The sequence below is a fragment of the Streptomyces lancefieldiae genome (assembly GCF_031845825.1).
GTDB lineage: Bacteria > Actinomycetota > Actinomycetes > Streptomycetales > Streptomycetaceae > Streptomyces > Streptomyces lancefieldiae.
The window spans coordinates 100201-113915 of record NZ_JAVRFH010000007.1; the positions used below are offsets into that span (position 1 = coordinate 100201).

A 13715-nucleotide genomic window follows, 5' to 3' on the forward strand; every position below is an offset into this window, starting at 1 on the left:
CTCACATGTGCGGCGGAGGCGCCAGCGTGAAGTCCTCCGGCGCGCTCGGCGAGGTGGTGCGCCATCCCCGCGCGACGGCGGACTCGGCGAGGCGCGGGCAGCCGAAGTAGCCGAAGGCGGCGGGTGCGTTGGGGAGGAGCCCGGAGACGAGGACCCTGGCCACCCGCAGGGATGTCTCGGCGACGTCCTCGGTGGTCAGGTCGAACGTCATGACGCGGTGGCCGCCCGCGATCAGCGCGCGCTCCAGTCGATCGCGGCTGCCGGGCTCGACCTCGTCCAGCGACGCGGTCCCGAGCGTGGGCGCGGTGAATCGCCGGGCCTCGGCCGCCATCCGCCCGTCCAGCCACACCTGCACGTGCGCACCCAGGTCCCGCACATGCTCGAACTGCTCGCCGCACGCGTCGAGATAGCGGCCGTCGGTGCGGTGCTCCAGATAGAGCCCGCGGGCCAGCAGCCCGGCCTCCACGGCCTGGAACACCCAGCCGTCGGGGTCCGTCAGGCCCTGGGTGAAGACCCAGGTGTGCACGGCTTCCAGGACGGCCTTGCGGGCGGCTTCGGCCGGGTCGTACTTGGCGGCGAACCCGGCGGCGTACAGGCCGAGGCGCGGGTCGTGCACGAGCGCGGCCATGCAGGGGGCGAACTCCGAGGGCATCTCGACGATGTGGACGTCGAGGGCGGAGCCGGCCAGGTCGTCGGCGAGGCCCGGCACGTCGGCCGGGTCGATGCCGCGGGTGGGTCCGTCGAGGTGCCACCACAGTTCCAGGGCGTCGCGCTCGACGATCTCCAGCAGGCCGCGTTCGGCGGCGTCGTCGAGTCCCTGTCCGGTGGCTATGCCCGCGTAGTTGAGGTGGTGGGTGCGGGGCAGCTCGCGCAGTTCGCCCTGGCGCCAGTTGAGGTGGGTGAGCGCGACGGGGGCCCAGACCTCGCTCGTCCGTCCGCCGGGCAGCCGCTCGGTGCCGCGCGTCCACAGGGCCGGGGTGTCGGGGGTGAAGGGTCGGTAGGGGAACTTCTCACGGGCGTACTGCCAGTCGGCGTACGCGGGCAGGTCCCCTGGGCCGTACAGACGCAGGCCCTTCTCCGCCAGTTCGGCGGCGGTGGCGCGCACGGGGGCGTCGGGATGGCCGGGCGGCGGCACGCGGTTGCCGCAGTACCGCTCTGTCCCCTCGGCTATCGCGGCGATGCGGGCCTGGTCGGGGTCGCCGAACGTCGTGCCGAGGGAGACCCGGTCGGCCGGCCACAGTCCGAGTCTGCGGGCGTCGGATATCTCGGCGGTGAGCGCGGTGTAGCGGGGTGGGGTGCCCGGGGGGTGCTCGACGGGCTTGACCTTGCGGACGATGCCGCAGACCGGGTCGACGAGTGCTTCCACTGGCAGCGCCGTCATCGCAGGATCTCCTCGGTGGGCTCGATGGGGGAGGGACGGGAGGCAAGCACGGGCAGCGTCAGCACCACGCTGTCCGGATCGACCTCACGCCGGGAGGCGAACAGCCGGACGGCCGTCGCCGGGTCGCCCCCGGTGTGGGGGTTCCGGGCGTGGGCCGGGAAGTGGTGCCCGGCGATCTCCAGGCGCAGCCGGGTGCCGGCCCGCAGCCGACGCGCGAGCCGGCCGAGCTCGACGGTGAACTCGGTTTCGCGGAGTGCTGGTCCGTCGTGCCGGACGACACCGACGGCCAGTCGCTCGGCGGTCCCTTCCGGAGTGAGGGCCACGAGCCGGGCGGCCCAGTCGGCGGACGGCGTGTGGGCGATGGCCCGCAGCCGTACCCGCACGGGTCCGACCACGTCGAGGGGACGCGGCGACGGGGGCGTGACCAGCAGGCAGCGGTCGGGCGGGCCGTCGGTGGGGACGGTCAGGTCGTCGGAGCGGACGGCCCGGTCGGGGTCGGCGGTGAAGGCTGAGCCGCGCAGCAACCGTGGCCGTCGTGTGCGCGGTTCGCCGTTCGTGTCGGCGGGCAGCCACAGGTCGGCGCCGCCCAGCCCCTGTGCGCCGTGGCGGCCGGGGGCGAGTTCGCCGGTCAGGGCGCGGCGGGCCCAGCGCACGTACAGCTCGCCGAGGTTCACCCGGTGGGCCGGGCCGGCGTCGGCTCCGGGCGCGGTGACGAGACCGTGCCCCCAGGGGCCCAGCAGCATCCGGGCCGAGGGTCCGGCCCAGGCGCGCCACAGCGCGACCGTGTCCTCGGCGAAATGGTCGTGGTGGCCGCCCACCGCGAGCAGGGGCACGGCGGCGTGCGCGGCCCGTGAGACGAGACGGCCTCGGTCGCGGGACCGCCAGAGATCCGTCCAGGAGGGCAGCGGGCGGCCCAGCCGTTCGGGGAGGCCGGTGAGCGGCAGGTGGGTGAGGAGTCCGGGGTCGGCGGCGAGGGCCTTGTCCAGCGCGTTCTCGTCGGAGTCCCTCCGGTCACCGTGGGCGGCCCACCATCCGACGCGGGACAGCAGCCGTTCCACGCCGGACGCCTCGCGCGCCGTTTCTGCCGCGCCGAGGGCGGGCACGGCGGCGATGACGGCGTCGGGCCGTGACTCCTCGGGTACGTCGAGGGCGAGGACGAGGGCGCAGTGGGCCGCGTAGGAGGCGCCGACGGCCACCAGCCGGCCGTCGCTCCACGGCTGCCGTCGGATCCAGCGCACGGTCGCCGCTCCGTCGGCGGCCTCGTCCGCGTAAGGGTGCCACTCCCCCGGCGACGCGAACCGGCCGCGCACGTCCTGGACGACGGCGGCGAACCCGCGGTGGGCCCAGCCGCGTGCCTCGGCCCGGTGCCGTGTCCGGTCGTACGGGGTGCGGACGAGGACGGACGGGAAGGGTCCGTCGCCGGCCGGGAGACGGACGTCGGTGGCGAGTTGCCCCACAGCCGTGGTGAACGCCGTCATGCGCCCTTCTTCGGCATCGGTGCGACGTCGGGTACCGGGAGGACGGGGTGCTCGGTGACGATCAGCGTGCGCAGGTCCACACATCGGAGTCGGCGCCGTGCCGGAATGCCGGCCACGTCGGGGGCGTCGGTGGCCCACCGGTGGAGGCTGTCCGCGAGCAGTGCCGCGAGCAGGGTGGCGGCGGGAGGGGCGAGCCGGACCGGCGTTCCGGTGGTACGGGGTCCGCTCCAGTACGCGGCCAGTTCGCGGTGGGCGGGTGTGGCGGCGAGCCGGCGGGACCGGACGTGCGCCGAGGTGACGTCTCCGGGAGCGGCGGCCACCGGTTCGACGTACGCCTGCCAGCCCTCGCGATGGCAGCGCAGCCACGCGACGTCGTGCTCGGGCAGCCCGTCGGCGTTGTCCCACAGCCCGTCGGGTACGGGTCCGTCGAGACACCACACGACGGCGGAGGGGTTCCCGTCGAGCAGGTCTTCGATGCCCCCCGGTGAGCTGTCGGAGGCGGTCACGGCCCGAGTCGTGAACGGCCTCGCGCCCAGAGCGGCCAGTTGCACGGCGAGTGGTTCGGTCAGTACCGGGTCGCCGAGGAGCCGGATGTCCCGGCGGGCGACGGGCCACTGCGCGCGCAGCGGTTGTTCCGCCAGGTAACCGGCCTTTTCGAACGCCGCGACGACACGCGCGACTTCCTCGTCCACGGGGGTCGTGGTGAGGCCCGTGAGCAGGGAGAGCAGGACGTCTTCGTCCGCACCTCCCGTCCTGACGCTGAGGAACTCCCCTTCCGGGGTGCGGACGGCGAGCCCTCGCCCGGGCACGGCGACGACCTCGGCACCGGGGGCGAGTCGGCTGTGGGACACGGCGATCCTCCTGACGGCGGGACTGGAACGGGAGTGGGCCCGCCCGGAAGGCATCGGGCGGGCCCACGGTCGAGGGTGGCTGGGCCCTCGCTTACTCCTCGGTGTCGTCGAAGGGGTTCTCGACGAGTGCGTTGGAGTGGGAGGCCGAGTCGTGCGCCAGCTGACCCGGGTCGGTGATCGGCGCGAAGACCTGCTCGTTGTCCATGAACTCTCCTTCATAGCCAGGGAGATACGACGTTCGGATGAGCGCCGCAACGGCAGCTTAGTGAATCTGATTTTCATATTCTAGAGAGGGAAGGGGGTGATCTGGATAACACACCGGCCAGCCCCCCTCGGGGTCCTGGCCGACCCGGCCGGCCACCTTCAGCACGTCGGCCAGCAACCCCGGTGTCACGACTTCCTTCGGCGTTCCGTCGGCCACCACGCGGCCTTCCCGCAGGGCGACGATGCGTTCGGCGAACCGGGCGGCGTGGGCCAGGTCGTGCACCACCATCACCACGGTGAGCCCGCGCTCCTCGCGGAGGCGGACCACGGTCTGCAGCACGTCGAGTTGGTGGTGCAGGTCCAGGTAGGTGGTCGGCTCGTCGAGGAGCAGGACGCGGGTGTCCTGCGCGAGCGCCATCGCGAGCCGGACCCGCTGCCGCTCGCCGCCGGACAGCGCGTCGACGTCGCGGTCGGCCCATTCCTCCACCCCGACGTCCCGCAGCGCCCGGTGCACGACGGGGTCGTCGCCCTCGCGCAGCATGCCCAGAGGACCGCGTGCCGCGTACCGGCCCTGACGGACGAGGTGACCGACCGTCATGCCCGGGACGGCCGGGGCGGACTGGTGCAACAGCGCCACCCTCCGGGCCGTGGCGCGCCGCGAGAGCCGGGCGAGGTCGTCCCCACCGAGCAGCACGCGCCCTTCGCGGGGCTGCAGCAGCCCGGCGGCCAGCCGCAGCAGGGTCGACTTGCCGCAGCCGTTCAGGCCGATGAGAGCGGTCAGTTCGCCCGGCCGGACGGTCATGTCGACGCCCCGCAGCACGGGTCGTCCGGGGTAACCGAAGTGGACCCCCTCGACGTGGATCCCCACGGACTCGGTCATGCTCTGTCCTTAAGTCGACTTCAGAACGTACGGGTCGGCCTGCGGCGTACGACGACCAGCAGCAACGCGGCGCCGAGGCAGGCGGTGAGCGCGCCGACCGGCAGCGTGAGCCGTCCGGAGTCCAGCGCCGTCGCCAGCAGCCGCGAGGACAACTGCGCCGCCGCGTCGGCCCCGCACACCACGACCCCGCCCACCAGCGCGGCGCCCGGAAGGCTCGTCCGCAGGTCCGCACCGAAGAGCGCCACGGCCAGGTGCGGGACGAGCAGTCCCACGAAGCCCAGCGCCCCGACGGCGGCCACCGCGCCCGCCGTCAGCGCCACCGCGCACAGCAGGGCCAGGGTCCGGGCCCGGCGAGCGGAGAGGCCGGCGGCGAGAGCGATGTCGTCCCCGCAGCGCAGCAGGGTCAACGGCCCGGACAGCAGCCAGGCCGCGATCCCCCAGACGAGCGCCCACGGCCACAGCAGGTGCCAGTGCTGCCACACCCGGCCCTCCGTCGTGCCCACCAGCCACTGGACGACACTGCCCAGTTCGCCCGGCTCCACGAGCAGCACCATGGCGGTGAGCCCGCCGAGCACCGCCGACACCAGCACCCCGTGTACGGCGGTCTGCGCGGCATCACCCGACCCACGGCCGGCGAGCAGCCACAGCAGCGCCGCTCCGGCGCACCCGCCCGCGCAGGCGGCGAGGACCACGGCCAGGGGTGAGTCCCACCCGGCGAGTCCCAGGGCTGTGGCGGTGACGGCGCCGAGCACCGCCCCCGGGGTCACGCCCGTCACCTCCGGCCCGGCAAGGGGGTTGCGCAGGGCGGACTGCAGGACCAGCCCCGCCACGGCCAGGCAGGCGCCCGCGCCGAGGGCCACCAGGAGTCTGGGAAAGCGCAGTTGGAAGAGGATGTGGCGCTCCGTCGCGTCACCGCCGCCGTTCAGGACGTCCCAGGCCACGCCCGGGGACATGCCCCGCCCGGCCACCAGTTCCACGCCGGCGCACACGACGGCCAGCGCCGCGAGGGCCGTGAAACGCCGGGTCACCGCACGTCCTCCGTCCGGGTCGCCGTCGACGGGGGCGGGCAGGCACCGCTGGACGCGCCGTGCCCGGGCTCGTCGTCCCGGTGGGCGTTGTCGGACGCCCCGGCACGAGGGTCTTGGCCCGCCGCACCGGAAGCCGGTCTCCGCGGTCCGTGCAGCGGCTTGCGCACGGCAGTCGAGGCGGCCGGCCCGCGCCGGGCCACCCGGCCGCGGCCGCCCGAGCGCATCAGCGCGATCCCGGCCGGCACCCCCAGCAGGGCCGTCCAGGCACCGGCCGGTGTCTCGACGGGCGCCAGCGCCAGCCGGGCCGGGACATCGGCGACCGTCACGACGACGGCCCCCCAGGCGGCGGACCACGGAAGCCGGCGCACCGCCCCCGCCGTGGGATCGAACCAACGGGCCAGGTGCGGGGCGAGGAAGCCCACCCACGCGACGGGCCCGCACACGGCCGTCACCGGGGCGATCAGCACCACGGCGATGGCCAGCGCGGCCAGTCGCGCGCGATGCGCACGCACGCCGAGCGCCTCGGCATCCTCGTCGCCCAGCCGCATCACCGACAGCACCGGCGCGCACAGCACGAGGGCGGGGACGGAGACGAGCAGCCACGGCCACAGGCCCGTCACGTCGTCCCAGGTCCGGGCGGAGAGGGAGCCGAGCAGGTAGCGGTAGATGAGCTGGAGGTCGAGCTGGTCGGCCATGACCATCAGGACGAGCAGCGCGGCCTGCAACGCGGCCGCGACCGCGGCCCCGGTGAGCAGTACGGCGGACGGACTGCGGCCCAGCCCGGCGGCGAGGAGCGTGAGCCCGCCGCCGAGCGCGGCTCCGCCGATGGCCAGCAGAGGCTGGACGGCGGCGGGCAGGGACAGGGTCAGCACCAGCGGCGCGGCCACCCCCAGCGCGGCCCCGGACGACACGCCCAGCATCTCCGGCACCGCCAGGGGATTGCGCAGCGCCTCCTGGAGCACCAGTCCGGCCGCCCCCAGACAGGATCCGGCGACGAGCGCCAGCACCAGGCGGGGCACGCGGAGTTCGGTGACGACGATCCCGGCGAGGGTGGTGTCGCCGTCCAGCACCACGGCGATCAGCCGGTGCGGGGGAACGTAGGGGGTGCCGAGGCTGAGCGCGCAGCCCGAGGAGGCGGCCAGCAGTACGCCCACCAGGAAGGGTTGCCACGTTCGTGTGCCGCGCGACGGCCGCAGTCCGCCCGCAGCGGTGCGGTCCGCCGCGGCGGGCGCCGAGAGGGAGGTCCTCACCGCAGCGCGGCCGTGGCCTCGTCGAGGACGATGCCCAGGGAACGGGTTCCGCGTCCCTTGGCCCACACCTCTGAGTTCACCTCGTGGACGTCTCCGTTCCGCACGGCCGGGATCTTGCCCCAGAGAGGGTTCCCGGCCAGCTTCTCCGAGAGCCTGCCGTCCGCGTCGCCGAAGCTCATCGTCTCGACGAACAGCACGTCGACGCCCTGGGCGAGGATCTCCTCGAGGCTGTAACTGCCCTCCACGCCACGCGACTTCCACGGGTAGTCGGCGAGCTTGGGGAACAGGCTGGCGGTCACGTCGCCCTCCGGGGTCGCGACGCCGAAGTTCTCGTCACCGCCGTAGATGATGAGAGCGGTCTTCTCGCTCGGGGCCTTCTCGGCCGTGGCGAGCCTGGTCCGGAAGGTCCTCTCGGCCTTCTCCCCCTCGGCGGTGCGGCCGGTGAGCGCGGCGACGTCGCGCAGGTACCCCACACTGTCCTCCCACGTCTCGGGCTGCATGGCCCAGAACGTGGTCGCCCCCTTGAGCGCCGGGGCGAGCTTGCCGTGGGTGTCACCCAGCCCGATCACGAGATCGGGCTTGTGGGAGAGGATCGCCTCCACCTCCGGGGCGATGAACCCCCCGGGGATGACGTCGACCTCCTTGGCCTTCTCCTCCCCCAGGAAGCCCGGGTGGGCCAGCAGCGCGCTGTTGGTGGCCGCCGGGACGATCCCCAGTTCGGTCAGGATGTCGTCGCAGAGCCCGAACAGGCAGACGATACGCTCCGGTTCCTTCTTCAGAGAGACCTTGACGCCGTTCGTGTCGGTCAACTCCGCCGACGCCTTGATGGGTTCGACGGTGACCTCGGTCTTCGCCGCGCGCTCGGCCTTGGCACTCGCGGGTTCTTCGGACGACGAGCCGCAGCCGACCAGGACGGAACCCACCACCACTGCGGTGATCCAACTGCGGACGAATCTCGACGGTGAGCGCAGCATCGATGCCCTCGCTTCTTCTCAGGTACCGGGAACGCACTGAAGATACATGATAATCGTTTTCACCAGACCCAGACCGGACCGTTTCTGGAGGACCCATGCCGGCTGCCGCTCCCGTCCTGCTCGTCTCCGACCACGTGGACGGATCCGTACACGTGCTGACCGTGCCGGACGGCGCCGTCGTAGGACGCCTCACCGGCCGTCATCTCTCCGAGCACGCCGGGTTCCTGGCGCTACCGGGAGGGCAGGTGGCCTGCGTCGACGACCGCCGAGGGGAACTGCTGGTACTCGATCCGTTCGCGGACAAGCTCGTGGAACGTACGGTCCCGGTCGCCGTTCCGGCCGAGCACCTCGCCTGTGACCCGTCCGGTCGCCGACTGGCCCTCACCACCGGGCTGGGCAAGAACACGGAGCCGTGGTCGGACCTGCTGACGGTCCTCGACCTGGCCACCGGAGAGGCCACGAGGGTACGCACGCGCGTCGGCGAGCCGGGCGTGACCGTGCTCGGCGGCGGCGATCCTCTGGTGGTGCTGCGCCACCGGGAGCCCGGTGCGCTGGCCGTCCACCGGTTCGCGGATCTCCTCGCGACTCCCCCCGGCTGCCCTCCCGTCACACCTCACGCACTCCTGCCGCTGCCGGACGACGGACACGGGGACGCGCAGGCGCCCGGCGCGGGACACGTGTTCGCGGCCACGAGCGAAGGGGTGCACCGGGCCCGGAGGAAGGGCGACACACTCGCCGCCGATGAGGTCATTCCGTGGGGATCACCCGCCCGGGGCTGGTACCTCCGGCTCGACACCCGTCGGCAGGCGCTGTGGACCACGCTGCGCGGCGGTGACCCGGACCCGCTGCGGTGGCCGGAGTGGACCAACCACGCATGGCGCCACGACCTGCGGACGGGCCGCACGTTCCGCACGGAACTCGGCCCCGGACTCGTCTTCCGGCTGGCCCTCGCACGGCGCCACACCGCCTTCACTCGTATCCACCCCGACGGCGACGAACTGGTCCTCCTGAGCGCCGACGACACCGTCCGCCGCTTCCCGCTGCCCGCCATGGAGGGTGCTCCGCGTCGCGGCGGCACCCCCTGGGAGGGCGTCCAGCGCCGAGCGGTGGCCGCCTCTCCGGGCTCCGACTGGATCGCCGTCACCCGGGGTGGCCACGGCGAGGTGCACATCATCGACGCGGGGACGGGCCACGAGGCGACCCGTCTGCGGCTGAGTACAGCGCTGCATCACGGCGGCCACCTGGCACTGCGCAGCCGGAACGACGGTGCCGAGGGTGATCCCGTGGGCCGGTGACGACGTGTCCGGTCCGGAACGGTCCAGACACCCGGAACAGCCGCCAGGCCCGCCTGCGGACCGGTCGGCGTCAGGACACCACGCCGTCGTCTCGACCGGCTGCCGCAGTGTCAGTGTCCGGCAACGACGCCCGACGGCTCCACCGACCGGGTCGGCACGGACGGCAAGTACATCCAGGCACAGGGCGGCGGCTTCCTGCGGCGGAAGGTCAACCCGGAGACCAACGCCGCGGACCCTGACGGCGTCGACACCTGCTTCTGGGGCGGCGCGGACAGATCCGGCACACAGCGCGAACAACAACTCGGTCCGGCTGTACAAGTACCGGCAGCGAGCGCGAGCGCGGGGCGGCGTGACCCGTCGGGTGTACCAGGGCATACGGCTCTGCCATCGCCGGCCGCTTCCGCCGGGGCCCGGTACTTCCCGCCCCGGCCGCGGTCGCCACCGCGCCGCCGACCGTGGGAACCGGTCCTCACACCCGACCCGGCATGACCGTACTGCTCGATCGGCAACGGCTGCCGTGCATCCGTCTGCACCGACGTCGGAGGGGCACCACACCACCCCCATCCCCGCCCGAGACGCCCAGGGCCGGCATGCAGAACCCGCCACTGCGTCGAGCAGTGGCGGGTTCGCCAGTCGGATGCGTGGCTGTGCCGGTCAGTCGGCGTTCTCCGGACGTTCGCCCTTCGGCCCCCGGCCGCGTTCGGTGCGCGGGCCCCGGCTCTGCCAGTCGGGATCGCTCTGGAGCGTCTCGTTGGCCGCCTCGTTGGCGTCCTGATCGGTGACGCCCAACCGCTCCGCCTCCTTGCGCAGCCGTGCGCGCCGGGTGTCGTACTTCTTGCTTCCAGGCTCGGGCACGATCATCACCTCCTGTGCCGGACGGGTCCCCTGCGGCCCCCGGGGGCAAACGGCTCAGCCCTCCGTCCACCGGCACAGCAGCCGGAACACCGTGCAGCTCAGCGCTTCGGCGATCTCACCGGCATGGTGCTCCCAGGTGCCCCGGCCCCGAGCCCGCGGGACTGATGTCCATCAGGGCGTCGCGCACCGCCCGACGGCCGACGGCCCCTGCATGCCGGCCACCATGCAGGCGAGGCCGGTGCCCTGCGAACCGGCACACCGCGTCATTCCGAAGGAATGCGGAACTCGAATTCGGGACGGTCCCACGGCACAGCGGGCGGGTTCGCGAGCGCGGTCCCGGTCCGCACCGCACCGACGCGGTGGTAGAAGCCCTCGGCAGGAAGATGCGACACGACCTTGACACGGTCGAGCCCGGCGGCACGGGCCTCGGACTGCATGTGCGCGACGAGCAGTAGTCCGATACCCCGTCCTTGCGCTTCGTCGGCGACGAACAGCAGGTCGAGCTCCGGTGGAGTGAGGACGAGCGAGTAGAACCCGAGGACCCGGCCTCCGTGCTCGTCGGCGCCGACGGCTACGAAGGCGCGGTGGGCCTCGATGTAATCAGGACCGACCCGGTAGCCCGCGACTGCGGCCGCGTACTTGCCCTCGTAGGCGCCTGAGCCACGCACGAGCCGCGTGAGCCGTTTGGCATCCCGCGCGACGGCCCTCCGTACCGTGATCGGCCGGCTGGTCGGGGAAGTGCGTGAACTCATCGCGAGAGTATTGCGCACCGGGGAGTGCCTTCCTGCGGCGGGGCGGAGGAGCGGGAAGCGCATCGTCGCCGCCAGCCTCGTCGGGACCACCGTCGAGTGGTACGACAACTCGTCCGATCAGGGCCACGACCTGCACGACGTCCACCTCCTGCACCGGCGCGCCGGCCGGCCCCGCCCACGTCGGCGCCGCCCTGGCCTGAGGCGCTCCCCGGCCCGACCCCGCCGCGCCCCCGCACCGGTCGGGCGCGGGGATCTCGCCGACCGCCCGCCCGGCCGCTCCGAGAGGGGCCGGGCGGGCCGGTGATCAGCCGCCCGAGCAGACGGTGCCGTTCAGGCGGAACACCGTCGGGTCCGGGTTGGGGCCGTCGTTCGCGCCGACGAAGCCGAACGAGGCCGTCGACCCACCGTTCGGGGCGAGTGGCGGGGCGCCGTCGGGCGCGGTCGCCCGTGCACGGCGGCCGGATTGGTCGAAGGCGGCGTTCCAGCCGGAGGACACCGACTGGCGGTCGGTCGGCCACTCCCAGTCGACGGTCCACCCGGTGATCGGGGTGTCCGACAGGTTCCGGACGGTCACCGTGGTCACGAAGCCGTTGCCCCAGCTCGTGTCCCGGTGGTAGGTCACCGCGCACACGGCGTTCGCCGGGGCCGTGGTGGTGAACGTCAGCGGGCCGGACGGTGCGGAGAGCCGGCCGGCCGAGTCGGCCGCCAGGACGTTGACCGTGTGGGTGCTGCCCGGAGGGAGGTTCGGCAGGGTCACGGACGTCCCGGTGGTCTCACCGACCAGCCAGGTGTGCGCACCGTCTCGCTCCTGGACCAGGTAGCGCGCGGCGCCCGGCGCGCCCTCCCAGGAAAGACGGGCCGTGGTGTCGGTGATCGCCTCCGTACGCGGCGCAGCCGGCGCTCCGGCGGCGGAGGCGCCGGGCCCGGTGCCGGCCCGCGGGGTGAGGGTGACGGTGAGCATGCCCAGGGGCGGCACGGTGACCCCGGACGCGGACGCCGTGCCGTCGTCGACGTGGGTGATGTCGGCGTCGCCGCGCGCGTACCGACTGACCTCGGGTGCGGCGGCGGACGGGGTGAAGCCCTCGTAGTCGAGGCCGACGGTGTGCGCGGAGCCTGGGTCCTTGTTGATGAGCAGCACGCTCAGGCGCCCGTCGCGGCGGTGCACGGCGTGTGCGGAGACGTCCTGGGCGGACGAGGACGTGGCGACCAGGGTGTCGCCGGCGGTGCCCAGTTCACTGGTCATCTTCATGCCGTAGTACGGGTGGAACGGGGTGTTCGGTGCCGGTTCACAGACGTCTCCGGCACAGGCACCGCTGGACAGCATGCCCATGTCGCCGTAGTCGGTCTCGCCGTCGACGGTGGTGATCCGGCCCACCCCGTTGTGGGTGTTCCACCAGTCGACGGTGAAGACGCCGTTCTCCAGGGCCGTCATGAACGCGTCGGCGGCGAACAGCCCGTTGGGGCGGGCGGTGAGCAGCGCGCCACCGGTGTTGGTGTTGATCTCGGTGAGGGCGATGCCGATGCGCGACGAGTCGGCACCCGCGTGGCGGTCGATCTGGTTGCGCACCTCCCGCAGTTCGCCGGGCAGTCCGGTGAGTCGGTCCATGGCGTTCTCGGCGGTGGTGTCGGCGCCGCCCGCGTACCAGTGGACGCTCACGAAGTCGATGACGTCGGTGACTTCGGAGAGCACGGTGTTGTTCCAGTCGCCCGCGTCGCCCTCGCCGACGACGCCGTCCGGCCAATGTCCGGGGGTGGTGAGGACGGCGCCGATCCTGACGGCCGGGTCGACGGCCTTCATGGCCTCGGCGTAGGCACGGACCTGGCGGGCGTACTCGCGGGGGCTCTTGTCCTCGTGGTCGTCGTGCTCCCAGCCGCTGCCGTAGTGGCCGTTGCCGTATATCTCGTTGCCGATCTCCCAGTAACGCGCGCCGTAGCCCTTGGTGACGTTCGCGTACCGCACCCAGCCGGCGGCCTCCTCGGGCGTGCCGGAGCCGTAGTTGGCGATCAGGATCGGCTGGGCGCCGGCGGCGCGGACGGTGCCCATGAAGGCGTCGAAGCCGGTGCCGGGAGCGACGTACCCACCGGGCGCCGTGTGCGTCTCCCAGTGGTAGATGTCCGCGTACGAGCCGCCGGGGTAGCGCATCGCGCCGACGTCGGCCGCCTTCATCAGTGCGGCGACCTCGGGGTCGTTCATGTGCGCGTCCCAGACGGCGGCGTTGACTCCTCGGGCGGTGGCGGGGACGCGGCCCAACGACGCCTGGGTGTTGACCCGGACGTCGACGTCGGCGACGGGCTCTTCGCCCCCGGCGGCGGACGCGATGCCGGGGGCACCGAGCGGCGACAGCAGGGCGAGTGCCGCGGCCAGGGCGGCGGCGGAGCGTACGAGGCGGCGGGGGCCGCCACCGGCCGTGCGACCGGTCCTTGACGACAACGGCATGGGAGTCCTCCCTCGGGGCCCGGAGGCACGGGGCGGCGGGTGCCGGGCCCGTGCGGCCGGACGGGCGGAGTACCGGGGCGCGGCGACGTGTTCCGCGCCGACGACACAGCGAACGGGGCGTGCATGCGGTGCGGTCGTGCACGGGCAGGGCGAAGCCTGTGGGAGCGCTCCCAGAATGGGAGGAGTGTGACGCCCTGTCAACGCATGGGACAATCTCAGTACCGCCCCGCGCCCCCACCCGGCGCCACGAAGCCGACGTCGCACGGGCGGACGAGCCGGCCACGCGCTGTCCGGCGAGGAAGCGGAAGCACCGCGCTCCGCCACTCGCCG

Annotated in this window: 12 protein-coding genes; 1 reads left to right on the forward strand and 11 read right to left on the reverse strand. The window is 73.4% G+C overall.

All coding sequences use genetic code 11. The features are described 5' to 3' along the window. Position 1: 1 nt before the first annotated feature. The 8 genes from RM812_RS09315 to RM812_RS09350 all read right to left on the reverse strand — a co-directional run bounded on the left by RM812_RS09315 (position 2) and on the right by RM812_RS09350 (position 8046). Positions 2–1381 (reverse strand): YcaO-like family protein, encoded by a 1380-nt coding sequence (locus RM812_RS09315; RefSeq protein WP_311571943.1) that lies wholly within the window; start codon positions 1379–1381, stop codon positions 2–4. Next, entirely contained in the window at positions 1378–2859 is a 1482-nt protein-coding gene (locus RM812_RS09320) for a CocE/NonD family hydrolase (protein WP_311571944.1), read from the reverse strand. Before RM812_RS09320 ends, RM812_RS09315 begins: the two co-directional genes overlap by 4 nt. Continuing rightward, complete coding sequence (locus RM812_RS09325; RefSeq protein ID WP_311571945.1) at positions 2856–3710, reverse strand: hypothetical protein; 855 nt, start codon at positions 3708–3710, stop codon at positions 2856–2858. Before RM812_RS09325 ends, RM812_RS09320 begins: the two co-directional genes overlap by 4 nt. Before the next feature lie 91 nt (positions 3711–3801). Next, complete coding sequence (amiA, locus tag RM812_RS09330; RefSeq protein ID WP_311571946.1) at positions 3802–3915, reverse strand: streptamidine family RiPP; 114 nt, start codon at positions 3913–3915, stop codon at positions 3802–3804. A gap of 57 nt (positions 3916–3972) precedes the next feature. Continuing rightward, positions 3973–4794: an ABC transporter ATP-binding protein gene (locus RM812_RS09335; RefSeq protein WP_311571947.1), complete on the reverse strand. Its 822-nt coding sequence runs from the start codon at positions 4792–4794 to the stop codon at positions 3973–3975. A gap of 20 nt (positions 4795–4814) precedes the next feature. Then, positions 4815–5822, reverse strand: a complete 1008-nt coding sequence (locus tag RM812_RS09340) for a FecCD family ABC transporter permease (protein ID WP_311571948.1) — start codon at positions 5820–5822, stop codon at positions 4815–4817. Next, complete coding sequence (locus RM812_RS09345) at positions 5819–6964, reverse strand: FecCD family ABC transporter permease (RefSeq protein WP_311572088.1); 1146 nt, start codon at positions 6962–6964, stop codon at positions 5819–5821. Before RM812_RS09345 ends, RM812_RS09340 begins: the two co-directional genes overlap by 4 nt. Positions 6965–7068: 104 nt before the next feature. Beyond that, on the reverse strand, positions 7069–8046 hold the full coding sequence (locus tag RM812_RS09350) for an ABC transporter substrate-binding protein (protein ID WP_311571949.1): 978 nt from the start codon (positions 8044–8046) through the stop codon (positions 7069–7071). A 95-nt stretch (positions 8047–8141) separates the two neighbouring features. Between RM812_RS09350 and RM812_RS09355 the strand changes: the two genes are divergently transcribed. Next, the gene (locus RM812_RS09355; RefSeq protein ID WP_311571950.1) at positions 8142–9341 is read left to right on the forward strand and encodes a YncE family protein; all 1200 of its coding nucleotides are present in this window, start codon (positions 8142–8144) and stop codon (positions 9339–9341) included. A 654-nt stretch (positions 9342–9995) separates the two neighbouring features. On the opposite strand, the gene RM812_RS09360 is transcribed toward RM812_RS09355, so the two are convergent. From RM812_RS09360 to RM812_RS09370, 3 genes are all read right to left on the reverse strand, one after another. After that, positions 9996–10202 carry a hypothetical protein gene (locus RM812_RS09360; protein WP_311571951.1) on the reverse strand — a complete coding sequence of 69 codons (207 nt, stop codon included), beginning with the start codon at positions 10200–10202 and terminating at the stop codon, positions 9996–9998. 257 nt (positions 10203–10459) lie between these two features. After that, positions 10460–10948, reverse strand: a complete 489-nt coding sequence (locus RM812_RS09365) for a GNAT family N-acetyltransferase (protein WP_311571952.1) — start codon at positions 10946–10948, stop codon at positions 10460–10462. A 304-nt stretch (positions 10949–11252) separates the two neighbouring features. Then, positions 11253–13385, reverse strand: a complete 2133-nt coding sequence (locus RM812_RS09370) for a cellulose binding domain-containing protein (protein WP_311571953.1) — start codon at positions 13383–13385, stop codon at positions 11253–11255. Positions 13386–13715: the final 330 nt, after the last annotated feature.